The 25,520-nt window shown below is 47.7% G+C and carries 22 protein-coding genes, 3 tRNA genes and 1 pseudogene; 10 read left to right on the top strand and 16 right to left on the bottom strand.

What is annotated here, in order from left to right; all coding sequences use genetic code 11:
* Positions 1–471 (top strand): annotated as a pseudogene (locus SHD_RS21630) (IS4 family transposase); the annotation flags it as partial.
* Between the two features lie 36 nt (positions 472–507).
* Here the strand turns inward: SHD_RS21630 and SHD_RS12985 are convergent.
* The 7 genes from SHD_RS12985 to pspA form a co-directional block, all read right to left on the bottom strand.
* Positions 508–873, bottom strand: coding sequence for a ComEA family DNA-binding protein (locus SHD_RS12985; protein WP_023267537.1), 366 nt, complete (start codon positions 871–873; stop codon positions 508–510).
* A 205-nt stretch (positions 874–1,078) separates the two neighbouring features.
* Positions 1,079–2,272, bottom strand: coding sequence for a methionine gamma-lyase (gene megL / locus SHD_RS12980; RefSeq protein WP_023267536.1), 1,194 nt, complete (start codon positions 2,270–2,272; stop codon positions 1,079–1,081).
* Between the two features lie 317 nt (positions 2,273–2,589).
* Positions 2,590–3,792 carry a TIGR01620 family protein gene (locus SHD_RS12975; RefSeq protein ID WP_023267535.1) on the bottom strand — a complete coding sequence of 401 codons (1,203 nt, stop codon included), beginning with the start codon at positions 3,790–3,792 and terminating at the stop codon, positions 2,590–2,592.
* Positions 3,789–5,249 carry a YcjX family GTP-binding protein gene (locus SHD_RS12970; protein ID WP_023267534.1) on the bottom strand — a complete coding sequence of 487 codons (1,461 nt, stop codon included), beginning with the start codon at positions 5,247–5,249 and terminating at the stop codon, positions 3,789–3,791. Before SHD_RS12970 ends, SHD_RS12975 begins: the two co-directional genes overlap by 4 nt.
* Before the next feature lie 94 nt (positions 5,250–5,343).
* Complete coding sequence (gene pspC, locus SHD_RS12965; protein ID WP_011623234.1) at positions 5,344–5,730, bottom strand: envelope stress response membrane protein PspC; 387 nt, start codon at positions 5,728–5,730, stop codon at positions 5,344–5,346.
* Positions 5,717–5,956 (bottom strand): envelope stress response membrane protein PspB, encoded by a 240-nt coding sequence (gene pspB / locus SHD_RS12960; RefSeq protein WP_023267533.1) that lies wholly within the window; start codon positions 5,954–5,956, stop codon positions 5,717–5,719. The genes pspC and pspB overlap by 14 nt, the downstream gene beginning before the upstream one ends.
* 17 nt (positions 5,957–5,973) lie before the next feature.
* Positions 5,974–6,657, bottom strand: a complete 684-nt coding sequence (gene pspA, locus SHD_RS12955) for a phage shock protein PspA (RefSeq protein ID WP_023267532.1) — start codon at positions 6,655–6,657, stop codon at positions 5,974–5,976.
* Between the two features lie 177 nt (positions 6,658–6,834).
* Between pspA and pspF the strand changes: the two genes are divergently transcribed.
* The 8 genes from pspF to SHD_RS12915 all read left to right on the top strand — a co-directional run bounded on the left by pspF (position 6,835) and on the right by SHD_RS12915 (position 14,942).
* Positions 6,835–7,923: a phage shock protein operon transcriptional activator gene (gene pspF / locus SHD_RS12950; protein WP_023267531.1), complete on the top strand. Its 1,089-nt coding sequence runs from the start codon at positions 6,835–6,837 to the stop codon at positions 7,921–7,923.
* 69 nt (positions 7,924–7,992) lie between these two features.
* Positions 7,993–9,618 carry an ABC transporter substrate-binding protein SapA gene (sapA, locus tag SHD_RS12945; RefSeq protein ID WP_039978343.1) on the top strand — a complete coding sequence of 542 codons (1,626 nt, stop codon included), beginning with the start codon at positions 7,993–7,995 and terminating at the stop codon, positions 9,616–9,618.
* On the top strand, positions 9,618–10,649 hold the full coding sequence (locus SHD_RS12940) for an ABC transporter permease (protein WP_023267529.1): 1,032 nt from the start codon (positions 9,618–9,620) through the stop codon (positions 10,647–10,649). The genes sapA and SHD_RS12940 overlap by 1 nt, the downstream gene beginning before the upstream one ends.
* Positions 10,636–11,526 (top strand): ABC transporter permease subunit, encoded by an 891-nt coding sequence (locus SHD_RS12935; RefSeq protein ID WP_023267528.1) that lies wholly within the window; start codon positions 10,636–10,638, stop codon positions 11,524–11,526. Before SHD_RS12940 ends, SHD_RS12935 begins: the two co-directional genes overlap by 14 nt.
* Before the next feature lie 3 nt (positions 11,527–11,529).
* Positions 11,530–12,537 carry a peptide ABC transporter ATP-binding protein gene (locus SHD_RS12930; RefSeq protein WP_023267527.1) on the top strand — a complete coding sequence of 336 codons (1,008 nt, stop codon included), beginning with the start codon at positions 11,530–11,532 and terminating at the stop codon, positions 12,535–12,537.
* Entirely contained in the window at positions 12,518–13,303 is a 786-nt protein-coding gene (locus tag SHD_RS12925) for a peptide ABC transporter ATP-binding protein (RefSeq protein ID WP_023267526.1), read from the top strand. Before SHD_RS12930 ends, SHD_RS12925 begins: the two co-directional genes overlap by 20 nt.
* 105 nt (positions 13,304–13,408) lie before the next feature.
* On the top strand, positions 13,409–14,611 hold the full coding sequence (gene fabV, locus SHD_RS12920) for an enoyl-ACP reductase FabV (RefSeq protein WP_039978341.1): 1,203 nt from the start codon (positions 13,409–13,411) through the stop codon (positions 14,609–14,611).
* Between the two features lie 118 nt (positions 14,612–14,729).
* The gene (locus SHD_RS12915; protein ID WP_011717545.1) at positions 14,730–14,942 is read left to right on the top strand and encodes a TOBE domain-containing protein; all 213 of its coding nucleotides are present in this window, start codon (positions 14,730–14,732) and stop codon (positions 14,940–14,942) included.
* 149 nt (positions 14,943–15,091) lie between these two features.
* On the opposite strand, the gene ppiD is transcribed toward SHD_RS12915, so the two are convergent.
* The 9 genes from ppiD to SHD_RS12870 form a co-directional block, all read right to left on the bottom strand.
* Positions 15,092–16,957 (bottom strand): peptidylprolyl isomerase, encoded by a 1,866-nt coding sequence (gene ppiD, locus SHD_RS12910; RefSeq protein ID WP_023267524.1) that lies wholly within the window; start codon positions 16,955–16,957, stop codon positions 15,092–15,094.
* A gap of 226 nt (positions 16,958–17,183) precedes the next feature.
* On the bottom strand, positions 17,184–17,456 hold the full coding sequence (gene hupB, locus SHD_RS12905; protein WP_006081127.1) for a nucleoid-associated protein HU-beta: 273 nt from the start codon (positions 17,454–17,456) through the stop codon (positions 17,184–17,186).
* A gap of 259 nt (positions 17,457–17,715) precedes the next feature.
* The gene (gene lon / locus SHD_RS12900) at positions 17,716–20,073 is read right to left on the bottom strand and encodes an endopeptidase La (protein ID WP_023267523.1); all 2,358 of its coding nucleotides are present in this window, start codon (positions 20,071–20,073) and stop codon (positions 17,716–17,718) included.
* Between the two features lie 132 nt (positions 20,074–20,205).
* Positions 20,206–21,486 (bottom strand): ATP-dependent protease ATP-binding subunit ClpX, encoded by a 1,281-nt coding sequence (clpX, locus tag SHD_RS12895; protein ID WP_011717549.1) that lies wholly within the window; start codon positions 21,484–21,486, stop codon positions 20,206–20,208.
* 99 nt (positions 21,487–21,585) lie between these two features.
* A complete protein-coding gene (gene clpP / locus SHD_RS12890; protein ID WP_011717550.1) occupies positions 21,586–22,194 on the bottom strand; it encodes an ATP-dependent Clp endopeptidase proteolytic subunit ClpP in 609 nt (202 codons plus the stop codon).
* Positions 22,195–22,283: 89 nt separating this feature from the next.
* On the bottom strand, positions 22,284–23,588 hold the full coding sequence (tig, locus tag SHD_RS12885) for a trigger factor (RefSeq protein WP_023267521.1): 1,305 nt from the start codon (positions 23,586–23,588) through the stop codon (positions 22,284–22,286).
* Positions 23,589–23,850: 262 nt separating this feature from the next.
* A tRNA-His gene (locus SHD_RS12880) sits at positions 23,851–23,926 on the bottom strand.
* Between the two features lie 9 nt (positions 23,927–23,935).
* Positions 23,936–24,012 (bottom strand) — tRNA-Arg (locus tag SHD_RS12875).
* Between the two features lie 109 nt (positions 24,013–24,121).
* A tRNA-Pro gene (locus SHD_RS12870) sits at positions 24,122–24,198 on the bottom strand.
* A 353-nt stretch (positions 24,199–24,551) separates the two neighbouring features.
* Between SHD_RS12870 and folD the strand changes: the two genes are divergently transcribed.
* A complete protein-coding gene (gene folD / locus SHD_RS12865; protein ID WP_011623249.1) occupies positions 24,552–25,406 on the top strand; it encodes a bifunctional methylenetetrahydrofolate dehydrogenase/methenyltetrahydrofolate cyclohydrolase FolD in 855 nt (284 codons plus the stop codon).
* The last annotated feature ends 114 nt before the right edge of the window (positions 25,407–25,520 follow it).

The raw sequence follows: 25,520 nt of genomic DNA, 5'->3' as shown, positions 1-25,520 counted from the left end.
TACGAGCGCCGTTGGTTGATTGAAGATTACCACAAGGTATGGAAAAGCAGTGGCACCGCGGTGGAAGAGCTGAGAATGCAGTGCCGTGAGAATCTGGAGCGTAAGAGTGTGATACTGGCTTTTATCGCCACACGCTTACTCCAGCTTCGCTTTATGAAGGTATCCAAAGCGGAAGTGGCAGCACAATGTTGTGAAACGCTATTGGGTCAGAAAGCGTGGAAATGACTTTGGCTGAAAATGGAGGGACGTCCGTTACCTCAACAGGCACCCGATATGCAGTGGGCGTACGAGCGTCTGGCCAGATTAGGGGGTTGGAAAGATACCAAGCGGACAGGTCGAGCTTGTGTAGAGGTATTGTGGGAAGGATGGTTTAGGTTACAAACCATCCTTGAGGGTTACGAATTGGCCATGTCTCTCAATCACGAAGACTTGTGTTCAAGAGACAGGCTAATGCAGGCTTTTATCATATAAAGACTTAACCAGCAACAAACTAAGCGCCCCTTACCCCTAGAGCTCTATCATGTGACGATTTTGCTCAATCAGCTTAGCGCCAATGCCAGAGACATTCGCTAGCTCATCAATGGCCTTAAATTTACCATTTTGCGTTCGATAGTCTATGATGGCCTGCGCCTTAGCTGCACCAATCCCCTTAAGCAGTTGTAACTGCTCAGATGAAGCGGTATTGATGTTCACTTGTGCTGAATTAGGTAAATGTTGCTTGGCATCCGCTGCCATATTTTTAGCATCGGCTTTAGTTTGGGTTTGTACTTTGCTGGCTTCTTTAACAGGATCGGCTGCCACCGCAGGTAAAGCTAACAGGGCTGATAATGCAATGGCACTCACCATCACAGGTAAACGATGTGTTACTTTCATAATGCTTCCTCTTTGCTTGAAATTCGGCCTTTCGTCCTACTTCCGTGGCCTCAATCAAACATAGACGAAGCTTTTATGAATTTCCAAACTCTTTAAGTAGAAATATTATCTATGACTAAAATAGCCCATTTGCTTAATGGATTATCCTTGCAAAGAAAGCAAAAAGACGCCGTTAAGGCATCCTTTCGCGAGTACCGCAAAACCATTAAGCCAGCATCGCCAAGGCTTGGTTTAAATCCTCGATGATATCGTCACAGTCCTCTAAACCAATTGAGATCCGCAGTAAATTATCGCTTATTCCCGCAGCTTGGCGCGCCTCTGGCGTGTAGGGCGAATGGGTCATGGAAGCCGGATGCTGGATAAGCGATTCCGCATCACCCAGACTCACGGCGATTGAAAACAGCTTAAGGTTACCCACAAAAGCCATTGCTTGCTCAAGATCTGCTGCTAATTCAAAGGCTATTACACCGCCAGCCCGTGCCATCTGTCCACCGATAAATCGATGCCCTGAATGGGATTTAAGCCCGGGATAATAGACCCGAGTCACTACGGGATGTTGCTCCAAAAACTCAGCGACACGCAGGGCACTGTCACAATGGCGCTGCAAACGCACATCTAAGGTTTTCAGCCCTCGCAAAATCAGCCAAGCATCGTGGGGAGACATCACGGCACCGATATCTTTTAGGATTTCATATTTCACTCTATGAAGTTGCTCTTCGCTACCACAGACGATGCCCGCAATCACATCGCCGTGTCCATTCAAATACTTAGTCGCACTGTGTACCACTAAATCGATGCCAAATGCTAAGGGTTGCTGCAGTAGCGGCGTCATAAAAGTATTATCGACAATGCTGACAAGTTGATGCCGTTTCGCAATATCGGCGATTCCTTTTAGATCAAACACCTGTAGATGAGGATTTACCGGGGTTTCGCAAAAAATCACCCGAGTGTTGGGTTTGATGGCCAGTTCAATCGCCGCTAAATCGGTAAAATCGACTAAGGTGACTTCGATGCCAAAACGGGCAAATTGGCTGGTCATAAGAGCAAAGGTGCAACCATAAACCGCATTAGAAGCCACTAAATGATCGCCCATCTGCAAGTTAGCCAGCAGCGCCGCCGACACAGCCCCCATACCAGAGGCCGTTGCCGCCGCCGCTTCAGCCCCTTCTAAAATCGCCATTTTACGTTCTAGCTCGGCAACGGTCGGGTTACCTAGGCGAGTATAAATGTAACCGGATTCGTTGCCGGCAAATCGCTCGCCACCTTGCTGCGCCGACTCAAAGACAAAGGTCGCAGTTTGATAAAGTGGCGTCACCAAAGTACCAAAGGCTTCTCGCTCATGTCCGGCATGAATAGCTTGGGTCGCGGCTTTCCACTGCTTGCTTGATTCATCTTGCATTGCTCACTCCTTGTTGTCGCAGTACCTCATTCGCTTGTTGTTTCATTGTTTGTTTGAATGAGACCATGCTTAGCGTCTTGATAAGTCCTATTGATAAGTTAATGAAACATTAGCCCTATCGAATAAGCACTAACATACCCCGCCGGGCGGGCGAAACCAGTGCCATGGTGAAAATAGCATCAGAGGTGCTGTAACTAAGTTGTTACATTCAAGGATTTTTGGCAGACAATCAGCAATAAAAATGCGCTAATAACAAGGTCATTAGCGCATTAGCATTTAGCCTAAAGTGCACTCGCGGTGCTATGCATTCGGCTAGGTTATTTCTCTTTGGGTGTTGAGCCAGTTTTAAGCTCTGCAGCCTCTAATTGACTCTTAAGCGCATCACGTCCGTCTTTAGTCAATAACTTACCGGCAAACTGTTTAAGCTCAATCAACAACTCTTGATGAACTTTAGACAATTTGGGGCGCTGCTCCTCCCTAAACTGAATAGGTCGACATAGCGCCATGGCTTGATAACCTAAACGCGCCGTGAGCAGCCCGCCCCCTAAGCCTTGGGCAAGCCGTGCGGATAATTTCCCCGTCATCTCAACCGACAGCAGTTGGGTCCCCAAATCGGTCACTAACTCGCTGGTACCGGCATAGATGATGTTAATGATGATGCTGCGAATGAGTTTAATCCGACTCCAATAGCCTAACTCTATCCCATAACAGGCAGCGACATCCCGCAGCATGCGTTGGTTACGCCAAAGAATAATGGCCATATCCAATGCCGCCAGCGGACTCGCGGCAAGCAACACGGCTGACTCGGCCGCGTATCGACGGACGATTTTTTTCGCCAGTTCATCCTGCTCAGTCAGCACTAAGTCCTCAAATAACAGCACTTTTTCAGCATCGTTATGTTCATCTTTGAGCGACTGACGCAGCCGCTGTAGCCCCTGACTATCGGGATAATGGCGCACTATGTTATTGATAAAGCCATCGGCTTCCCCCATTTGCATACTGAGGGCAAGCCTTGCGCCCGACTCTTGCGTATCGGCAACCTGCTTGAGGCGTTTTAATTTACGGTATTCGCCCAAGGCTCCTACCATAGCCCAGCTGCCGACTAAACCGAGTACGGCGCCATAAAAGCTAAATAACCAAGGGCTTGCTAACCAAGCATCCCGCAAACCTAATCCCGTTTGCACTAAAACCAGTAGTAATAATCCAAAGACGGAAAAGCGCGCCAGCCAAGACCAACGGCGAGATTGATGCAGTGTTGGCCGAATGGATGACACATCCAATGCTTGCGGATGGGCCGCCAAGGCATCATCGACAACCTCATCTACCGCTTTTAAGGGTGTCTGTGGTGCAAAGGTTTGGGCACTCTTAAGCTCATCGGATACTGACTGAAGTTTGACCTTGTCAGAATCAAATACTTGTTGTTTTTTGAGCGGTTGGCTTCCAAGTGTATTTTCAGACATTAGCTTATCGAGCCCGTTTGTCTCTGACTCACTTGAAGCTGATAACGAATCTAAACTCATTCCAGTTTATCCCCCACGAGGTACTGCAGAAGGTGATCGAGACGGATATGGTCAAAATGCACCGCAGATGGGTCCACATTGCTGTTATTCGGCGGAGCAAATCCTATAAAATGAAACCCTTGATCGCGCCAAAAGTTGGGCTCGGGTAAGCGAGTGGGCACTTCGCCGGGGAAAAGCGTCAGGGCTTGGCCGTTCAATCCAATCCCCTGCACGACTTCCACATCCCCTTCTTGAGTGGTCACCATGCCATGCCGTGTCGCCTTAATGGCACTAATGGCCATAGTCTCGACTTTACAACCATCGAAACTGGCAAAGTGTTGGCTGTGTTTGAGCATATCAGTGAGCAGGGATAACACATGACTTTGTTGGTCCCGCGTCACATGGTCAACCTTACTGGCGGCAAATAATAATCTGTCTATCCGCGGCGCAAACAATCGGCGTAAGTAACTGGATTGGCCGTATTGGAAGCTTTCCATAATGGCATTTAACGCGGCGCCCATATCCTCAAACTGGGTTTTGCCACGGTTTAAGGCGCTGAAGCAATCTACCAGCACTACCTGGCGATCAAACCCTGCAAAATGCTGTTTATAGAAAGGCTTTACCACCTTGGCCACGTATTCTTGATAGCGTTTTTCTAGGACATGAAAGGCGCTGTGTTTATCGCTTTGTTTAAGCTCGCTCCACTGATTTTCTGTCACCGATACCAGCGGAAAAAACGCCAGCAGCGGCGCGCCTTCCCACTCCCCGGGTAATAACATCCGTCCGGGTTGCGCCTGATAATAGCCCTGCACATGCACTAAATCGTGCAATAACTGCTGATACTCATCCGCAATGCGTTTGAGTTGCTGCTCATCGGCGGCCTCGGTTAAATTAAGCGCACTTAACGAGGCTTGAAACTCTACATATAGCGGCGAGCTTTTTAACACCGCGACACGCTGTTGCTGCGCGCTGCACCACTCAATAAAGCTTTGGCGCAACATAGGCAAATCTAATAGCCACTCGCCGGGATAATCGACAATATCTAAATACAGCGTAGCGGTATCGGCAAACTTGGCTAGCAGCCCCTTCTGCGGCTGATATTTGATGGCTAAGCGCAGCTCCGAAATCGTGCGGGTTGATGCAGGCCAAGTTGGAGGCGTCGAAGTAAGCGCTAACATTGCGCCCTGATAATCGAAGCTGGCAATTTCAAGATCCGGCTGCATCGCCCGCTTTACGCCGAGCAAACGTTGCTCACGGCTCACTTGCCACAATGGCAAGGCATTTCCATGGCGGGAATGGGAGACCTGAGAAGCCGCGCCACTATTGAGTAGTTGGTTGACTAATCCGGTAATAAATGCGGTTTTGCCCGCCCCCGATAACCCTGTTACCGCGAGTCGTAAATGCCTGTCAGCCGTTCTATGGAGCAGGGATTGGCTCTTCTGAGTTAATTTATGGAGCGAAACGTCAAGCATTCCCATAAGGATGTCCCTAAATGTTGAATGAGGTTAACTATACACTGGATTTGACGGGAGATTAAGCAACAAGGGCGGACATAGCCGCCCTTAAGAGGGATTACAAGCTATTGATTTGTCTTTTTAAATCAAAGTTATCAGATGTTACATGGCGTTCAAGGTTTTGCAGTCTCACCTCTAGGCTTCTAAATTGCCTGCTCACATCGCTCAGCGCTTGTTTAGCAGGCTCTCCCGATTGCCATGGTTTCTTCTTCACCTCAATGTCATCCCTAACAGTGCTATTTTGGGGTTTGATGTCGAGTATCACCCATAACGCAACATAGATGATAAACACGACGCCCGAACCGCCTAATAGGAAGATAGAAACCGCAAGTACCCGCACTAACCATGTTTCAATTGCAAAGTATTCGGCTATCCCCGCACACACACCTGCGACTTTACCTGACTGGGGAATGCGATACAAAGTACGGCCACTAGTTCCTCTCATGTTTGCCCCTCCATTCAGGCGACTCTGAATCGAGAATCGCCTCTAAGGTTTCAATACGTGCAGCCATTTTATCAGCTTTGGCGATCAGCTCATTGAGCTGTGAAAACTCTTCCTCAGTGAGTCCCTGGCTCACTTGTCGCTTGCTGCGATAATGAAGAACTAACCATATTGGCGCCACCACTACCATAAAGATGATAATTGGTGCCATTAGTATGTCCATATCCATAACTCACCTCTGAATTGTTATTCTTTTGACTTAGTCGCAGCTTTGCCTTTTACTTTGGCCTTTAATGCTTCCAGCTCAGCATTCACTGAATCTTCAGCTTCCAGAGCTGCAAACTCATCAGCTAATGTCTTTTTATTACCCAGATCGTAGGATTCAACCTGCGCTTCTAACCCTTCGACACGGCGCTCATATTGCTCAAATTTCAGCATAGCGTTGTCGATTTTGCTTGAGTCTAACTGCTTCTTCACTTCTAAACGTGATGAGGCGGTTTGTTTACGCAAAATAATGGTCTTTTGGCGCGCTTTAGCATCCAGTAACTTTTCTTGCAGCAGGCTAACTTCATCCTTTAAGCGCACAATGTGCTCGTCGATCACCGCCAACTCTTGGTTTAAGGTATCCACTAAACCCGCGGCTTTTTGTTTTTCAACTAAAGCGGCCTTGGCTAAATCTTCGCGATCCTTCGACAGTGCTAGCTCCGCTTTGTCTTGCCAATCTTGAACTTGTTCTTCAACACGGCCGATACGACGGATTAATTCTTTCTTTTCAGCTAACACTTTTGCTGACGTTGAACGAACTTCTACCAGTGTATCTTCCATCTCTTGGATAATCAGACGAACCATTTTTTCAGGGTCTTCTGCTTTATCGAGTAATGCGCTGATATTGGAGTTAATGATATCGGCGAAACGAGAGAAAATTCCCATAATGCTATCCTCAAATTGATGTTGGTCTCGCCCAAGGTAATACACTAAGTGTGCCAACTTTTATTTTATTTTTAAATTCATACATATAAACATATTTTTAACTTTTTCTTTATTTTATGCCTCAAGCCACTTATTATCATTTTCACCAAAATTTAGCGCGAAAGACTAAAAAATATCGTGGATAATAAATTTCAGCAAGACAACCTCATCGGCCAATCGAACGCCCTACTCGAAGTCCTAGAACATGTTTCGCAAATAGCGCCGCTCTCTAAACCTGTGCTCATTATTGGTGAACGGGGTACGGGTAAGGAGCTGATTGCTGAACGCTTACATTATCTGTCTAAACGCTGGGATCAAAGTTTTATTAAGTTAAATTGTTCATCTTTGAGTGAAAATTTGCTCGAAAGTGAATTATTTGGCCATGAGTCAGGCGCCTTTACTGGCGCCAAAGGCAAACACGAAGGTCGTTTTGAGCGCGCCGACGGTGGCACCCTATTCCTTGATGAGTTAGCCAACACGTCGGGATTAATCCAAGAAAAACTGCTGCGGGTCATCGAATACGGTGAGTTTGAACGGGTCGGCGGCAGTAAAACCATCCAAGCGGATGTGCGTCTTATCTGCGCAGCTAACGAAGATTTACCCTCACTGGCCGAGGCTGGCGAATTTAGGGCCGACTTGCTCGACCGCTTAGCATTCGATGTAATCACCTTGCCGCCACTGCGTTGTCGCCCCGAAGATATTATGACCTTAGCAGAATACTTTGCCGTGGGCATGGCGCGGCAACTTAAGCTGGAACTCTTCAGTGGCTTCAGTGCTAGCGCGGTCGATCAGCTGATGAGCCATGACTGGCCAGGGAATATCCGTGAACTAAAAAACGTGGTCGAGCGCAGTGTGTATCGCAGTAGCGGTGAGAACCGCCCTATTGAGCAGATTATTCTCGACCCCTTTGCCTCTCCCTATCGCCCAACCACGCGAGTGCGGACACGCGAGCGCCAAATCACGGTGCCTGAAGCGCCGCTGAGCGCGCCCGTGGTCACGTCGGTCAAAACCGATACCGACACGGCCGTCAGTGTAGAGTCCATGAGCAATCCGTTTAGTTTTCCCTTGGACTTTAAAGAGCAAACCGAGCGTTATGAGATGGAGCTTATCCAGCAAGCCTTGTCGGCCAGTCAGTACAATCAAAAGAAGACGGCTGAAATCCTTGGTTTAAGCTATCACCAGCTGCGCGGCATTCTGAAAAAGTACAATTTGCTCGATAAAGCATAAGCAGATTGCCCACGGGCGAGATGCACTGCTAAAATAGCCGTTCATAGTCGATAAAATAATGATTTATAAATGAGTGTGCTGATAAGACGCCTGTGCCTATCAACTGCAGTTTTCTGCATGAGTGGGTTGTTGGTTGCATGTGGCCCCCAACGACTCCCTTCTGGTTTGGTCTATTGTTCCGAAGGGAACCCCGAGTCTTTTAATCCGCAGTTGGTGACCTCAGGCACCACTATCGACGCGACCTCACACCAAATTTATAGCCGCTTAGTGGACTATGATGCGCTCTCGGGCCAGCTCGTGCCAGCGCTGGCCACCAGTTGGGCCGAGAGTGACGATGGCTTAAGTTATCGTTTCACCCTCAGGGAAAATGTTAAGTTTCAACATTCATCCCGTTTTACCCCGAGTCGCGATTTTAATGCCGACGATGTGCTGTTTTCCTTCAATCGGATTATCGACAAACATCATCCTTACCATGGTGTTTCACGTACCGGTTACCCCTTTTTCCAAAGTATTGGCTTTTCTGAACAAGTTAAAAGTGTCGAAAAAATCAATGACCACGAGGTGATCTTTCGCCTAGCGCGCAAAGATGCGTCGTTTTTATCGAATCTTGCCACCGACTTTGCCGTTATCCTCTCGAGCGAATATGCCGATCAGCAACTGGCATTGGGTCACCCTGAAAATCTCGATCATTTCGCCATAGGCACAGGGCCTTTTACCTTAGTGCACTACGCTAAAAACGAATATATTCGCTATCGCCGCAATCCCGACTTTTGGGGAGAGCCCGCCAAAGTCGATATGCTGGTCTACGATATCACCCCAAAAAGCACGGTGCGACTGGCAAAACTTATCGCCGGCGACTGCAGCGTATCGGCCCTGCCCAAAGCGGGGGAACTGCCCGTTATCAAACAACATGAACAGCTGAGCATTGAGTCTCAACCCGGTCTTAATGTCGCCTTTTGGGCCTTTAACACACAAAAGCCTCCTTTAGATGATGTACGCGTGCGCCGTGCCCTCGCCTATGCCGTCGATAAGCAAAATATCTTACGTGCCGTGTATCAAAACACCGCCATAGAAGCCATAGGAGTGTTGCCGCCAGCATCATGGGCCTACGACAGCAATAAAAAACTGTTAGATTACAATCCGCAAAAGGCGCGGGATTTGTTAAAAGAAGCGGGAATCAACAATCTCAGTATCGATATCTGGGCCATGCCAGTCGCCCGCGCCTACAACCCTAACGCGTTGAAAACCGCTGAGTTAATTCAATCTGACTTGGCTAATATCGGCGTTAAGGTCAATATAATCAGTTACGATTGGAGCGTCTTTAGCCAAAGATTGAGCCGCGATGAATATGACTCAGTACTCATCGGCTGGAACGCCGATAACAGTGACCCCGATAACTTTTTCACACCACTGCTGAGTTGCTCGGCGATGCAATCAAACAACAATCGCTCTCGCTGGTGCAATAAAGAGTTTGATGCCATTCTAGACAGAGCGAGGGAAGTCTCGACTCAAGCCGAGCGCAAGGAAATTTATCAAGAAGCTGAAGCCTTCTTAGCCGAGCAAGTGCCAATGTTAAGCCTGGCCCATGCCAAGCGAGTCGCACTCACCCGCAGTGATATTCACGATATGCAGTTGACTCCCTTCGGCGGGATCTCCTTCGCCCAAACCAGCCAAACAATACAGGAGAAAAACTGATGTTTAGATACCTGTTACGGCGGCTTAATTTATTCCTTGCCACCTCACTGGTAATGATCGGTGTTCTATTTTACGCAACGGGTTTATTTCCCGTTGAACGAACCTTTGCCCTGACAGGAATACATTCCCCTACGGCGAGTCAACTCATACAAATAGAGCAAGACTATAAGCTAGACAGTAATGGTTTCATGCAGTTTATTGCCTATTTGCAACAAAGATTAAGCGGTAATTTAGGGGTATCAGTGACTTCCCATCAAAGCGTTACTGAAGAATTGGGCACTGTGCTTCCCGCCTCCTTTGAACTTGCGGTTATGGCGGCCGTGATAGCCATAGGTTTAGGTGTGCCGCTAGGGGTGTTGGCTTCTCAAAGTCAGCATAAACTCACCCAAAATACCATTATGGCGATTACTCTCACAGGCTATTCAGTGCCAGTATTTTGGTTAGGCTTGTATTTGTCACTCTGGTTTGGTGTCGACTTAGGCTGGCTGCCTATTTCAGGGCAACTCAATCTGTTATATGAGATAAAACCCGTTACGGGGTTTATGTTGGTCGATATTTTACTGTCGGATTCTGAATATCGGATATCGGCCTTTAAGGATGCCTTATTGCATATCGTCCTGCCCGCCACCACACTCGCAGTGCTGCCTTTTACAGTGGTCGTACGCAGTACGCGCTCGGCAATGATGAATGTAATGAACCAAACCTTTATTCGCGCCGCCGAAGCCAGAGGCATGCACACCAATACCATTATTTTGCGCCACGCCTTACCCAACGCGCTGATCCCCGTATTGAAGCACTTAGGGCTAATGCTCGGCTCATTTGCCAGCTATGCGATTGTTGTTGAAATGATTTTCTCTTGGCCGGGAGTGGGTTCTTGGTTAGTGTCGGGCATTTACCAACGGGACTATACGGTTATCCAAGGCGGGATTTTAGCCGTAGCCTTGTTGATCATCTTTTTAAGTATTTTGATTGAAGTGCTGCATACCGTCTTCAATCCCTTGAGCAGAAAAGATCTTTATGCCTCCAATTAAAATTTATCAAGAAGATCAAATCGCCTCGCCCATGATGCGGATCTGGCAGAATTTTTCGGCAAACCCCTTTGCCTTAGCGGGTCTGTGGACCATTGCTTTTCTGCTGCTGCTCACTCTGTTTGGACCTATGATTGCCCCCTTCTCCCCCGAGGCGCAGGATCCTCGCGCACTATTATTACCTCCCTCTTGGGATCCTTCAGGCACTGTGGCACATTTTTTAGGCACAGACGATCTTGGCCGCGATATTTTTAGCCGCTTGCTACATGGAGCGCATTTAACCTTTGGCATGGCATTAATGATTGTCGGTACGGCGCTGTTTACTGGATTTATCATCGGCTCACTTTCCGGCATGATGCGTGGATTAAAATCTAGTATTTTGGGGCATTTGCTTGATGCTTTACTGTCTATCCCTTCGCTTTTGATGGCAATTTTAGTGGTTGCCGTGATGGGGCCAGGACTTGAAAACGTGTTTTGGGCCGTAGGTATTGCCTTGACGCCCCAGTTTGTACGCTCCATTCATCAATCGGTGCATGAAGAGTTACAGAAAGAATATGTGACTGCCGCCCGTTTGGACGGCGCCAATTCGCTACAGATTTTTTGGTATGTGATCATGCCAAACGTGTGGGAAGTAGTGATTATTCAAACCACCTTAGCCATTTCTGCCGCGATTTTAGATATTGCCGCCCTTGGCTTTTTAAGCCTTGGTGCCCAAGCTCCCAGTCCTGAATGGGGGGCAATGGTCGCCCAGGGCATGGATAATTTGTTGACCGCACCTTGGACTGTGACCATTCCAGGGCTGGCGATTCTTTTTAGTGTGCTCGCCATTAACTTGGTGGGCGATGGCTTGAGATCGGCGCTTGCGCCCATCAGAAACTAACCTATGCCATTACTCGACGTTAGAAACCTGACCATTGAGCTCGACACGCCCCACGGCAGAGTGCGCGCCCTTGAGAAAGTGAGTTTGACCCTGAACGCGGGGGAAATCCACGGTCTTGTGGGCGAATCGGGCTCGGGCCGTAGTCTGCTCGCCAGAGCCATTCTTGGGATCCCAGGCCCCAATTGGACCATTACCGCCGACCGCATGATGTGGGATGGTAATAATCTGATGGCCATGACCTCGAAGGAGCGCCGTAATCTGATGGGCTCAGATATGGCAATGATCTTCCAAGACCCATCTGGCAGCCTTGACCCTTCGCAAACTGTGGGCAGCCAGCTGATGCAGGCCATGCCTAAGAATCCGAAGGCTTACTTTTGGCAAAAGCACAAACATGCCAAACTCACGGCGCAAAAATGGCTGCATAAGGTCGGGATTAAGAATCCGCAAAAAGTCATGTCCAGCTATGCATGGGAGCTTTCGGAAGGCGAATGCCAAAAAGTGATGATCGCCATGGCGATTGCCAACCAACCGCGATTATTGATTGCCGACGAGCCGACCAACTCGATGGAGCTGAGCACTCAGGCACAGATTTTCCGTCTGTTATCACAGCTTAACCAGCTACAAAACGTGTCGATTTTAATCATCAGCCACGAGCTTGAAACGCTGGCACAATGGTGCGATCACCTATCCGTGCTATATTGCGGCCAAGTGATGGAATCTGGCCCAACGGAAGAACTGATCAATCAGCCCTATCATCCTTACACTAAGGCACTCTTGGATAATATGCCGGATTACTCGGGGATAGAGGCGCACAAGGCCATTATGCCAACTCTGCCAGGCTCGGCCCCCGCCCTGCAGCATCTGCCCATTGGTTGTCGCCTAGGGCCAAGATGCCCTGAGGCACAAAAGAAATGCGTTAATCAGCCAAGTTTGAGTCATTTACGCGACCGCTACTTTGCCTGCCATTTCCCTTACCACGGTGAAACGACAAATGACGACCCCACTGCTTAAAGTTAACGATCTCTTTAAAAGGTACGATACCGGCTATAAAGGCTTTACTCGCCAATATAACGATGCCTTAGCCCCGGTTTCCTTTGAATTAAACCGCGGCGAAACCTTAGCGATTGTGGGTGAAGCGGGTTCAGGTAAGAGTACGTTAGCGCGTATTTTGGTGGGCGCAGAGCCCCGCAGCGGCGGTGAAATTTACTTTGAGGGCGAGGCGCTCGATAGTCGCAATATTAAGCAGCGCTGCCGCCTTATTCGGATGATTTTCCAAGATCCCAATACCTCACTCAATCCAAGATTGACGATTGGTCAATTACTGGATGAACCGCTGCGCTTTAACACTGCGTTATCCGCCAAGGAGCGTAGTGGCCAAGTGATAGATACCTTAAGGAAAGTCGGTTTATTACCTGAGCATGCGGATTTTTATCCCCATATGATTTCTGAGGGTCAAAAACAGCGGGTTGCGGTGGCGCGGGCGCTAATGCTCAATCCGAAGATCATCATCGCCGATGAAGCTTTGACTGCCCTAGATCTCTCGGTACGCTCACAGATCCTCAATTTGCTGCTTAAACTGCAGAAGGACTTAGGCTTGTCCTATATCTTCGTGTCCCATAACCTCAATATTATTCGCCATGTCAGCGATAAAATTATGGTGTTACACAAAGGGGTCATGGTTGAGAAAGCCCCAACAGAACAGATATTTAATTCGCCTCAGCACGAATATACCCAAAGGCTGATTCAGGAGCAGAGCCTGTTTGTTCATAAGCGTTAAACTGCTCCAACCACTTAAATATTCAGGCGAATTGGCTAAAAATAGATGCCATTTAGCCGCCGAAGTATTTATCCTATTGGTCATTTTGATAGAAGAAGCTTAAACATGATTATCAAACCCAAAATTCGTGGATTCATCTGTACCACAACTCATCCCGTTGGTTGTGAAGCTAACGTTAAAGAACAAATTGCTTTAACCAAAGCCAAAGGCAAAATCGCCAACGGTCCAAAGAAAGTCCTTGTTGTTGGTTCATCAAGTGGCTATGGCCTGTCTTCACGCATCGCCGCAGCCTTCGGTAGCGATGCCGCAACCATTGGTGTGTTCTTCGAAAAGCCTGGTACTGAAGCAAAACCTGGTACCGCGGGCTGGTACAACTCTGCCGCTTTCGACAAGTTTGCCAAAGCTGAAGGTTTGTACTCTAAGAGCATCAACTGCGATGCTTTCAGCCATGAAGCTAAGCAAAAAGTTATCGAGCTTATCAAGCAAGATTTAGGTCAAGTGGACATGGTGGTCTATTCATTAGCATCACCCGTACGCAAACTGCCTGACTCAGGTGAGCTAGTGCGTTCTGCACTCAAGCCAATCGGTGAAGTGTATACAGCGACTGCCGTTGATACCAACAAAGACTGCATTATTGAAGCCACCGTTGAGCCTGCGACTGAGCAAGAGATTGCCGATACCGTCACTGTGATGGGCGGTCAAGATTGGGAACTGTGGATTAACGCACTCGCCGAGGCTGGTGTATTGAGTGATAACTGTAAAACCGTAGCCTACAGCTATATCGGTACTGAGTTAACCTGGCCAATCTACTGGCACGGCGCATTAGGTCAAGCCAAGATGGACTTAGACCGCGCGGCTAAAGCCTTAAATGATAAGCTAGCAACCAAAGGCGGCAGCGCTAACGTTGCCGTGCTGAAAAGCGTTGTCACCCAAGCCAGCTCCGCCATTCCAGTAATGCCACTGTATATTGCGATGGTATTTAAGAAGATGCGCCAAGAAGGTCTACACGAAGGCTGTATGGAGCAAATCTATCGCATGTTCAGTGAGCGTCTGTTCCGTGCCGATGGTGCCAAACCTGAGACCGACAGCGACAACCGTCTGCGTTTAGACGATTGGGAACTGCGCGAAGATATCCAGCAGCATTGCCGTGATCTGTGGCCACAAGTGACCACTGAAAATCTGTCAGAATTGACTGATTATCAAGAATATAAAGCCGAGTTCATTAAACTGTTCGGCTTTGGCATCGAAGGCATCGACTACGATGCAGATGTTAATCCATACGTTGAGTTCGATGTGATCGAGCTGTAATCGGCGCGATGACACCTTACCTTTAAATGCCACCCTCGGGTGGCGTTTTTATTTGCTGCAAACCCACGGCAATAGGCTAAACTAGCATGACCATTCAAACACTAACTAAGGATAAAGAATGAAGATCAGTGCACGTAATACCCTGAGTGGCACTATTACCGCGATTGAAATTGGCTCTGTAAACAATGAAATCACTATCGAACTGGCACCGGGCGTAGTGTTAACCTCTGTGGTCACTAAAGCTTCCTGTGAGCGTTTAAACTTGAAGGTAGGTGATTCAGCTTACGCACTCATTAAAGCCAGCAGCGTGATGATTGGCGTGGATGATTAAGCGGCTGAAATAGCGTACTTATCGTTTGATAACACGGTTTCAAGACAAACAAAAAGGCCAAGTAAACACTTGGCCTTTTCTATTTGCTTCGCGAAAGCTTTTATTGCTTCGCCAATATAAGGGATAAGCTCAGTTATCCCTTATCATCATTAACCTTCTACAGGGTAATGAACTTTCGCATTCGCCTTCAGTGACTCAATCAGACCGCGGTAATCCGCTTCGCTGTATTGTGCATTTAAGCGTTGTTTCAGCGCATTGACTAACTCATCGCTAACAGACTCTGCCGCGTTCACTTTATCCAGAGCAATCACTGCGTAGCCATTGGCTAAACCAACAGTGTCAACCACAGGTGCAGCACTCGGCGTTGGCATTTGGAAGGCTTTGCCTACAATCGCTGCATCTACGTCTTGTGCGCCACGGCCCAGTTTAGTCTTAGCCGTTAAAGTCACATCAGTCGCACCCGCTTTAACTTGGGTCATCAGCTCGTGAGCTTTAGCACGTGCCGCTTCGTTCGCTTGATCTTGCTTCAAACGCTCAGCGATGTCGGCCTTCACTTCGGCTAATGGCATAGTGCCCGCATCGTGATGTTCCTTCATACGGATAACCACAACATGGTTTGGCTCAAGCTCGATGACTTCACTGTTTAGGCCTTGGCGTAAAACAGTGTCAGAGAACGCCGCTTTTACCACATCAGGCTTATTCAATGCCGCTGGCACATCATCGCGTGAGAACATTGGCGTAGTCTTAATCTCAACACCCACCACTTTTGCGGTTTCGGCTAAGGTATCAGGCACTTCGTAGCTTGTATCAGCCAGTTTGCTCTGCAAACTATAGAATTGATCGACCGCTTTCTTCTCTTGCAGCTGAGCCACAATCTTCGCTTTCACATCCGCAAATGGCACGGTAGTACCAGGCTGAACGTCTAACAGTTTGATGATATGGAAACCAAAATCAGTTTTCACTACGCCAGAATGCTGACCTTTTTGCAGGGCAAACAGCGCGGTATCAAAGCTTGGGTCCATCACACCAGGTTCAAACCAGTCTAATTTACCGCCCTGCTCCGCACTTAAGGTATCTTCAGAATTCGCTTTAGCTAACTCAGCAAAATCAGCTCCGTTATCTAACTGTTTGGCTAAATCTTCAGCCTTGGCTTTTGCCGCCGCTTCATCGCTGCCTGTACCAATCAGAATGTGCGCCGCTAAACGTTTCTCGTTAGACACATATTGCGTCTTATGCTCATCGTAGTAAGCCTGAGCCTCTTCATCGGTCACTTTGCTGTCTTTAGCAAAATCCGCCGCGTTTAGCTCGACATACTCTAAGCTCACCTTCTCAGGGCTCATAAACTGGCCTTGGTTGGTGTCGTAGTAGTTTTTAACTTGCTCGTCTGTCACAGAGGCATTCGCAAGGAATGGCGCAGAATCGACGACTAAGTAGCGAATGTCGCGAGTTTGACCTTGCAGTTCAGCCAATTGCTTAGCTTCACCGGGTAATACGAATTCAGTGCCCACTAACGCCGCAGTTAACTGACGACGGGTCATATCGACACGCATCATGCTTCTGAAGGTTTGTGGCTGATAGCCTAACTGACGCAAAATCGCTTGATAACGGTCGTTATCGAATTTGCCATCGGTTTGGAAAGCGGGTTCTGATTTAATCGCCGTGATAATTTGTTCGTCAGACACGCGCAGCCCCATGGCGGCGGCAGCTTGGTCAATCAATTTATCGGCCACTAAACGTTCGAGTACGCTCTGCTTGATGCTTTCTAGGTATCTTTCGTCGGCAGATAACGCAGCAAACATTTCGCCCAGTTGTTGCTCCATACGAGCACGTTCGCTCTGATAGGCCTGCTCTAACTCGGCTTTAGTGATTTTGTCACCGTTGACTTCTGCGGCAGGGACGTCCGATTTTGAGCCTAAATAGCTACTCACGCCTGCAAATGCAAAAGATAAAATCACAAGTACGAGAATGCCTTTAGCAATCACGCCTTGCGAACCGTCGCGGATCTTTTCTAACATCAGATTTCTCGCTCGTTGCGATTAACAAAATAAAAAGGCGCATCAACTTGAGATGCGCCTTTCTGTAATTTATGGGGATTATTCAGACGCTACCACTGGTAAGTGCTAAAACCCCGAGTAATGGTAGAAATTGTGCTTCAAAATCCATTACTTTCAATTCGTAAAAAGCACTGTTTAAACAGTGCTTAGGATTACGAACGCCTTACAAAGGCTACGATATCAAAAATTAATTGACAGCGTCTTTCAGAGCTTTACCAGCTTTAAATGCTGGAATTTTTGCTGCTGCGATTTTGATTTCTTCACCCGTTTGTGGGTTGCGACCAGTACGCTCAGCACGTTCACGCACTTCAAAAGTACCAAAACCAACAAGAGAAATTTTATCGCCTTCTTTCAGACCTTCAGTCACAGCAGCGATAAAAGAGTCCAGTGCACGGCCAGCAGCGGCTTTAGAAATGTCAGCACCAGAAGCGATTTTCTCGATTAGTTCAGATTTGTTCATGTCATCCCCTTGAATGTAATTTTTTTGCGCCGCAACCAAATCCGTCTCTAGAGCGGTCTGCGGAGGCTTTTATAACAAGCTTGAATTCAAAGTTCAAGCTGAGTTCGAAAACCAAAGAAATAAAACTGGATACAGCTCAAAGCCAGTTGCGCCAAGGGCTTGGAGCAACCGACTCTCCACAGACCTAGGCTACCACAGGTCTGCGCTTTGTTAAGCCCCTTTTTTCATTTTTTTTAGCGTGATAGCGCATTTTCTTGCGTTATGCCAAGTTTTTAACCACTTCGAAGCCTTCAACCGGTCTTTCTAGCGCCAGTTTTAACACTTCGTCGACCCAACGCACGGGACGAATTTCCAAATCGGCAATCACATTGGCAGGAATTTCTTCCAGATCACGCTCGTTTTCTTTTGGAATAAGTACCAATTTAATGCCACCACGATGTGCTGCCAGCAGTTTTTCTTTTAAACCACCGATAGGTAACACTTCACCGCGTAAGGTAATTTCACCCGTCATCGCCACATCGGCGCGCACTGGATTACCCGTTAAGCTAGACACTAATGCAGTGCACATTGCCGCGCCAGCAGATGGACCATCTTTTGGCGTCGCCCCTTCTGGCACGTGAACATGGATATCTCGCTTCTCATAAAAGTCGCCATTGATACCTAATTGTTCCGCACGGGCACGCACGACGGTCATCGCCGCTTGAATCGACTCTTGCATCACATCGCCAAGTGAGCCTGTGTAGGTCAACTTGCCTTTGCCGGGCACAGAGGTCGCTTCAATGGTGAGCAGATCGCCACCCACTTCGGTCCATGCCAAACCTGTGACTTGACCGATTTGGTTGTTAGATTCTGCCTTACCATAGTCAAAACGCTGCACACCGAGGAAAGACTTAAGATTGTCCGCAGTCACAGTAACTGACTTGATAGACTTATCCAGCAGGATCATTTTCACGACCTTGCGGCAAATCTTCGACAACTCACGCTCTAGCGCACGCACACCAGCTTCACGGGTGTAGTAGCGGATAATGCCGACTATCGCACTGTCTTCGATATGAATTTCGTTCGCTTTAAGACCATTACGCTCGATTTGCTTGGTCAGTAAATGCTGCTTAGCGATATTGAGCTTCTCATCTTCGGTGTAACCCGACAGGCGAATAACTTCCATACGGTCCAGCAATGGGCCTGGAATATTCATCGAGTTCGAAGTCGCCACGAACATCACATCGGATAAGTCGTAGTCGACTTCAAGGTAATGGTCATTAAAGGTCGCGTTTTGTTCAGGATCAAGCACCTCTAACAGTGCTGATGCTGGGTCGCCACGCATATCCGAGCTCATTTTGTCGATTTCATCGAGCAGGAATAAGGGGTTTTTCACGCCCACTTTCGCCATCTTCTGAATCACTTTACCCGGCATTGAGCCAATGTAAGTACGGCGATGACCACGGATCTCCGCTTCATCACGCACGCCGCCTAAGGCAACACGCACATACTTACGACCGGTTGCTTTTGCAATCGATTGACCTAATGAGGTTTTACCCACACCTGGTGGGCCGACTAAGCACAGGATAGGCCCTTTAAGTTGACGCACACGGCTCTGTACTGCCAAGTATTCCAGAATACGGTCTTTGACCTTTTCCAGACCGTAGTGATCGGTATCCAGCACTTCTTGGGCTTTGGCTAAATCGCGTTTGATTTTAGAGCGTTGGCTCCAAGGCACTGAGGTCATCCAATCCACGTAGCTGCGAACCACGGTCGCTTCGGCAGACATAGGTGACATCATGCGTAATTTATTGAGCTCAGCGACGGCCTTCTCTTTGGCATCACTTGGCATGTTGGCTTCTTCAATCTTACGATTTAAGACTTCAAACTCGTCGTGGCCTTCGTCTAAGTCACCCAATTCTTTTTGGATGGCTTTCATCTGCTCGTTCAGATAATACTCACGCTGGCTCTTTTCCATCTGTTTTTTAACGCGGGTACGGATACGTTTCTCGACCTGTAGCAGGTCAATTTCCGACTCCATCATCGCCATTAAATATTCCAGACGCTCACCGACGTTAGTCATCTCCAGCACGGACTGTTTGTCCTCAAGCTTGAGTGGCATGTGGGCCGCCATAGTATCGGCAAGGCGCGCCGCTTCATCGATGCCAGAAAGCGAGGTTAAGACTTCAGGCGGGATCTTCTTGTTGAGCTTGATATAACCTTCAAATTGGCCAATCGCGCTGCGAACCAAGACTTCCTCTTCTTTATCTTCTAAAGGCTCAGATTCTAGATACTCCGCCTTAGCCACAAAGAAATCCGTTTCTTGGGTATAACGGGTAATACGGGCGCGGCGACCACCTTCGACCAGTACTTTTACCGTACCATCAGGCAGTTTAAGCAGTTGCAGAATAGACGCCACTGTACCGACTTCAAAGATATCGTCTTTGGTCGGCTCGTCTAACTCAGCGTCACGCTGAGCGACTAAAATAATTTGCTTATCCTGGGCCATTGCCGTTTCGAGACAACGAATCGATTTTTCTCGGCCAACGAACAACGGAATTACCATATGGGGATAGACCACCACATCTCTCAGTGGTAGCACGGGGAGTTCGATATGCGCTTCACGCTCTAAGGTCATAGTTCGATTCCGTTTAGATGAAAGGGATTAGTTAAGGAGTATATTGGGGCGCTTTAGTGGGTTTCAATGGGAAAAATAAAAAAAGGAGCCCGATGGACTCCTTGATTTTCAGATTATTAGCAATCAGTACAATTATTGTTCGCCAGAGGCAGCTTGCGCTTCGTTGCGTTCGTAAATCAAGATTGGTGCAGACTCGCCATTCACCACAGATTCATCGACAACCGCCTTCACCACGCCCTCAATCGAAGGAATATCGTACATAGTATCGAGTAAGATACCTTCAACGATTGAACGTAAACCACGGGCACCCGTTTTGCGTGACATAGCTTTATGTGCAATCGCTTTGAGCGCATCTTCGCGGAACTCTAGCTCAACCCCTTCCATCTCAAACAGCGCGTTGTACTGTTTTGTCAGCGCGTTTTTAGGCTCAGACAGAATTTGCACTAATGCTTCTTCGTCCAGCTCGGTCAGCGTCGCAACAACGGGCAGACGGCCAATAAACTCAGGGATCAAGCCGTATTTGACTAAGTCCTCGGGTTCGACTTGAGATAAGGTTTGCGAAATTGTTGCCTTATCTTTCTCGCCCTTAACCTGCGCACCGAAACCGATACCTGAACCTACATGAGCACGCTGTTCAATCACCTTTTCAAGGCCAGCAAAAGCACCACCACAGATAAACAGGATCTTAGAGGTATCTACCTGTAAGAACTCTTGCTGTGGATGCTTACGACCACCTTGAGGCGGAACCGCGGCAACCGTACCTTCGATAAGTTTCAGCAGCGCTTGCTGTACGCCTTCACCCGATACGTCACGGGTAATTGATGGGTTATCCGATTTACGGCTGATCTTGTCGATTTCGTCGATATAGACGATACCGCGCTGTGCTTTTTCAACATCGTAATCGCACTTTTGCAGCAGCTTTTGAATGATGTTTTCAACGTCTTCACCCACATAACCCGCTTCGGTTAAGGTGGTGGCGTCCGCCATAGTAAATGGGACATTCAATGAGCGCGCAAGCGTTTCAGCCAGCAGTGTCTTACCACTGCCCGTTGGACCAATCAGCAGAATGTTACTCTTGCCTAATTCCACACCATCTTTAGGAGAAGAATTTCTCAGGCGCTTATAGTGATTGTACACAGCGACAGACAGCACTTTTTTAGCCCTGTCCTGACCAATCACATAATCGTCTAAATGCGCACGCAACTCATGTGGCGTTGGCAATTTATCATTATCACGCTTAGGGGAGATTTCTTTAATCTCTTCACGAATGATGTCGTTGCATAATTCAACACATTCGTCGCATACGTATACTGATGGGCCTGCAATCAGTTTTCTGACTTCATGCTGGCTCTTACCGCAAAAAGAGCAGTACAGCAATTTACCGCTGTCACCATTATTTTTGTTGTCGCCCATTAATTACCTCATTTGCAGTCTGCTCTACTGCTTGTCTTAAACTTGCTAACCCTTTACTGGGCTTTGCTTAATAGAGCATAGCCCAGTCAAAAGTAAAAATCAGCCGCGTTTAGTCATCACAGCGTCAACTAAACCATATTCAACCGCTTGAGTCGCACTCATGAAGTTGTCGCGATCGGTATCACGTTCAATCACTTCGAGTGGCTGGCCAGTGTGCTCTGACAACATCAGGTTCAGTTTATGCTTGATGCCTAAGATCTCTTGGGCATGAATCGCGATATCAGAAGCCTGACCTTGGAATCCACCCAGAGGTTGGTGGATCATCACGCGTGAGTTAGGTAAGCAGAAACGCTTGCCCTTTTCGCCACCGGCTAATAAAAACGCGCCCATGCTAGCCGCTTGACCGATACACACAGTGCTCACATTCGGCTTAATAAATTGCATGGTATCGTAAATCGCCATGCCCGCAGTGACTGAACCACCGGGTGAGTTGATATATAAGAAGATATCTTTATCTGGGCTTTCTGACTCGAGGAATAGCAACTGCGCCACAATCAGATTCGCCATATGCTCTTCAACTTGACCCACTAAAAAGATAATCCGCTCTTTTAACAGACGAGAATAAATATCGAATGAGCGTTCACCCTTAGCCGTCTGTTCGATCACCATAGGCACTAAAGCACTTTGTATGTCTGACGCATTATGCATTATTCGTTTCCCTAAATAAAAATGGCTCGCATGAGGAGCCTCATACGAGCCATTATAAATGGCGAACTGCCAATCAAGTCAAGCTTAGGTTATGCGCGACCTGTAGCCTTGTTCATAAATTCTTCAAAAGCGACTTCTTTTTCGGTCACTTTGGCAGATTTTAGCAGTGCTTCAACAGCTTGCTCTTCAAGCGCAACGTTGCGCATGTTTTGCATCAGTTCTTTGTTGCTGTTGTAATAAGCAATCACTTCACTTGGATCTTCGTAAGCAGAAGCCATAGAAGCGATTAACGCTTGTACACGCTCATCTTCCGCTTTCAGCTCGTTAGTCTTGATAACTTCGCCTAATAACAGACCGATTTTCACGCGACGAGCCGCTTGCTCAGTAAATAATTCCGCTGGCAGTTCTGGCATGTTAGCCGTTTGACCGCCGAAACGTTGCATCGCTTGTTGACGCAGCACGTTAACTTCGCCATCGATCAGTGCTTTTGGCAGTTCGATGTCGTTGTTGGCTAATAAACCAGTGATCACTTGCTCTTTCACGTTTGCTTTTAACGCTTGCTCAAGTTCGCGGTTCATGTTTTTACGGATTTCAGTTTTCAGCGCTTCTAAGCCACCTTCGCTGATACCGAATAATGCAGCAAACTCATCGTTTACTTCTGGTAAGTTAGCCGCTAACACTTCAGTTAAAGTGATAGCAAACTTAGCCGCTTTACCTTTTAAGTTTTCAGCGTGATATTCTTCAGGGAAAGTCACGTCGATAACGAATTCTTCACCAGCTTTGTGACCTAAGATACCCGCTTCGAAACCTGGGATCATACGGCCGCTGCCTAATTGCAGTTCGAAATCGTCAGCTTTACCGCCTTCGAATTCAACACCGTCAACTGAACCAACAAAGTTCATTTTCACTTTGTCGCCGTCAGCCGCTTCACGCTCAACAGCGGCGAAAGTCGCGTGTTGCTTACGTAAAGTTTCGATCATGCTGTCTACGTCAGCATCGGTTACAGACGCTTTTGGTTTTTCTACTTCGATTGCATCTAAACCTTTCAGCTCAACTTCTGGGTAGATTTCAAAAGTCGCTACGAATTCGAATTTTTCACCGTCAGTCGCACCCGGTACGAAAGTGGGTGCGCCAGCTGGATTTAATTTCTCAGCGATGATCGCTTCGATAAAGTTACGTTGCATCACTTCACCAGTGATGTCTTGACGAATTGCGGCGCCATAACGTTTGTTGATTACAGTAACAGGCACTTTGCCAGGACGGAAACCTGGGATACGAGCACGCTTAGCTTCACGTTGTAAACTGTCTTTAACCAGTTTTTCAATTTGTTCAGCAGGAACAGAAATGGTCAGGCGACGCTCTAGGCCTTGGGTTGCTTCAACAGAAACTTGCATTGTTTTACCTCGAAATTTGTCTAACGTCCTTTGTAATAGTCGAATCTTCAACTATTCAGGTATTCGTTTCTTGATCATTAAATTTGACTACAATGCCCACCACTACTGGCTTTCGGCACAGGTCGCTGTTAGTTGATATCTATCAAGACGCGACATTATAGCCACCGTTTTGTGCTGAGTCGAGCCTCTACGGCCGAATCTAGGGTATAAAAAAAGCGACCAGTGGTCGCTTTTTTTATTTTGTACTCAAAGTACTTAAAAATGGGGTGACTGATGGGGCTCGAACCCACGACAACCGGAATCACAATCCGGGACTCTACCAACTGAGCTACAATCACCACTGAAACTGGCACGCCCGGCAGGATTCGAACCTGCGACCATCCGCTTAGAAGGCGGATGCTCTATCCAACTGAGCTACGGGCGCATGGTTTACAGACTCTGCTGTATCCTAACCTACGTGGGATAACTGAATTAGGTTATCCGCTATTACCCGCTCAAATTAACTGAATAATCATGAGCCAATAATATTAAAGTGGTCGGTGATAGAGGATTCGAACCTCTGACCCTCTGGTCCCAAACCAGATGCGCTACCGGACTGCGCTAATCACCGAAGGTCTTACATATTCTCGTATTCATTCAGAGGTTCTCTCTGGTCCACTCCCATCAAAATCATGATGCGCTATTGGACTACATTAATTACCAAGAATCTTTGTTTTCAGAGCAAATGAGCACATCTGCTTGAGAACGGAGCGCATCTTAGCCCCTCACTTTGCACCCGTCAACGATTTTTTTAAGCATTCAAACTAGATGCTGAATTATCAGGCGAATACGCCTGTTTTTATCCATTTCGCCGCGGCTTTGACCATGACACACCCGCAACGCCCTGTTAAAATAGCCGCGATTGCCACTCTCTGTGTTAACGACAGTTTTCACCATCGCCCATATAAAGGATATCCTACACCCATGACAGCCCAAATAATCGACGGCAAGGCGATTGCTCAATCCATCCGTACACAACTTCGCGAAAAAGTAACCGCCCGTAAAGAGGCAGGACAACGCGTACCAGGTTTAGCCGTTATTCTCGTGGGAGCCGACCCTGCTTCTCAGGTTTATGTTGGTAGTAAACGTAAAGCCTGTGAAGAAGTGGGATTTATTTCTCGCTCCTACGATCTCGATACCAGTTATACCGAAGAAGCCTTATTAGCCCTTATCGACGAACTCAATGATGATCCGACGATCGACGGTATCTTAGTGCAGCTTCCTCTGCCTGCGCATATTGAAGACTCTAAAGTAATCGAGCGTATTCGCCCCGATAAAGATGTCGACGGTTTCCACCCCTATAACGTTGGCCGTTTAGCCCAGCGCATTCCCGTATTACGTTCATGTACCCCCATGGGGATCATGACCTTAATCAAATCAACGGGTGTCGATACCTATGGACTAGATGCCGTTGTTGTTGGCGCATCAAATATCGTCGGTCGCCCAATGACACTGGAGCTACTGCTTGCAGGCTGCACCACAACCACATGCCATCGTTTTACAAAAAATCTCGAACAAAAGATCCGTCAGGCAGATTTAGTGGTTGTTGCCGTGGGTAAACCTGGCTTTATCCCTGGTGAATGGATTAAACCCGGCGCCATTGTTATCGATGTGGGTATTAACCGCTTAGAAAACGGCACCTTAGTGGGCGATGTGCAATATGATGTTGCTGCGCAAAATGCCAGCTTTATCACCCCAGTACCCGGTGGTGTCGGCCCTATGACGATTGCCAGCCTACTTGAAAATACCCTGTATGCGGCAGAGCAATATCACGACTAATCAGCTTCGCTATCGCGTATTAGATGATGGCATAAGCTATGGAGTAAGTTATGGCGTAAATCGCAGCATTTAAACCTGCTATTTAGCCATCTAAGCTCCAGTAGCCTGTGACGC

The organism is Shewanella decolorationis S12 (assembly GCF_000485795.1).
Classification (GTDB): domain Bacteria; phylum Pseudomonadota; class Gammaproteobacteria; order Enterobacterales; family Shewanellaceae; genus Shewanella; species Shewanella decolorationis.
Note: the sequence above shows the minus strand (reverse complement) of the source record. Positions and strands in the feature narration are given on the sequence as shown.

Excerpts from the sequence above, each read along its gene's own strand:
- SHD_RS12985 (WP_023267537.1), bottom strand. The coding sequence starts at position 873 with ATGAAAGTAACACATCGTTTACCTGTGATGGTGAGTGCCATTGCATTA.
- megL (WP_023267536.1), bottom strand. The coding sequence starts at position 2,272 with ATGCAAGATGAATCAAGCAAGCAGTGGAAAGCCGCGACCCAAGCTATT.
- SHD_RS12975 (WP_023267535.1), bottom strand. The coding sequence starts at position 3,792 with ATGAGTTTAGATTCGTTATCAGCTTCAAGTGAGTCAGAGACAAACGGG.
- SHD_RS12970 (WP_023267534.1), bottom strand. The coding sequence starts at position 5,249 with ATGGGAATGCTTGACGTTTCGCTCCATAAATTAACTCAGAAGAGCCAA.
- pspC (WP_011623234.1), bottom strand. The coding sequence starts at position 5,730 with ATGAGAGGAACTAGTGGCCGTACTTTGTATCGCATTCCCCAGTCAGGT.
- pspB (WP_023267533.1), bottom strand. The coding sequence starts at position 5,956 with ATGGATATGGACATACTAATGGCACCAATTATCATCTTTATGGTAGTG.
- pspA (WP_023267532.1), bottom strand. The coding sequence starts at position 6,657 with ATGGGAATTTTCTCTCGTTTCGCCGATATCATTAACTCCAATATCAGC.
- sapA (WP_039978343.1), top strand. The coding sequence starts at position 7,993 with ATGAGTGTGCTGATAAGACGCCTGTGCCTATCAACTGCAGTTTTCTGC.
- SHD_RS12940 (WP_023267529.1), top strand. The coding sequence starts at position 9,618 with ATGTTTAGATACCTGTTACGGCGGCTTAATTTATTCCTTGCCACCTCA.
- SHD_RS12935 (WP_023267528.1), top strand. The coding sequence starts at position 10,636 with ATGCCTCCAATTAAAATTTATCAAGAAGATCAAATCGCCTCGCCCATG.
- SHD_RS12930 (WP_023267527.1), top strand. The coding sequence starts at position 11,530 with ATGCCATTACTCGACGTTAGAAACCTGACCATTGAGCTCGACACGCCC.
- SHD_RS12925 (WP_023267526.1), top strand. The coding sequence starts at position 12,518 with ATGACGACCCCACTGCTTAAAGTTAACGATCTCTTTAAAAGGTACGAT.
- fabV (WP_039978341.1), top strand. The coding sequence starts at position 13,409 with ATGATTATCAAACCCAAAATTCGTGGATTCATCTGTACCACAACTCAT.
- SHD_RS12915 (WP_011717545.1), top strand. The coding sequence starts at position 14,730 with ATGAAGATCAGTGCACGTAATACCCTGAGTGGCACTATTACCGCGATT.
- ppiD (WP_023267524.1), bottom strand. The coding sequence starts at position 16,957 with ATGTTAGAAAAGATCCGCGACGGTTCGCAAGGCGTGATTGCTAAAGGC.
- hupB (WP_006081127.1), bottom strand. The coding sequence starts at position 17,456 with ATGAACAAATCTGAACTAATCGAGAAAATCGCTTCTGGTGCTGACATT.
- lon (WP_023267523.1), bottom strand. The coding sequence starts at position 20,073 with ATGACCTTAGAGCGTGAAGCGCATATCGAACTCCCCGTGCTACCACTG.
- clpX (WP_011717549.1), bottom strand. The coding sequence starts at position 21,486 with ATGGGCGACAACAAAAATAATGGTGACAGCGGTAAATTGCTGTACTGC.
- clpP (WP_011717550.1), bottom strand. The coding sequence starts at position 22,194 with ATGCATAATGCGTCAGACATACAAAGTGCTTTAGTGCCTATGGTGATC.
- tig (WP_023267521.1), bottom strand. The coding sequence starts at position 23,588 with ATGCAAGTTTCTGTTGAAGCAACCCAAGGCCTAGAGCGTCGCCTGACC.
- folD (WP_011623249.1), top strand. The coding sequence starts at position 24,552 with ATGACAGCCCAAATAATCGACGGCAAGGCGATTGCTCAATCCATCCGT.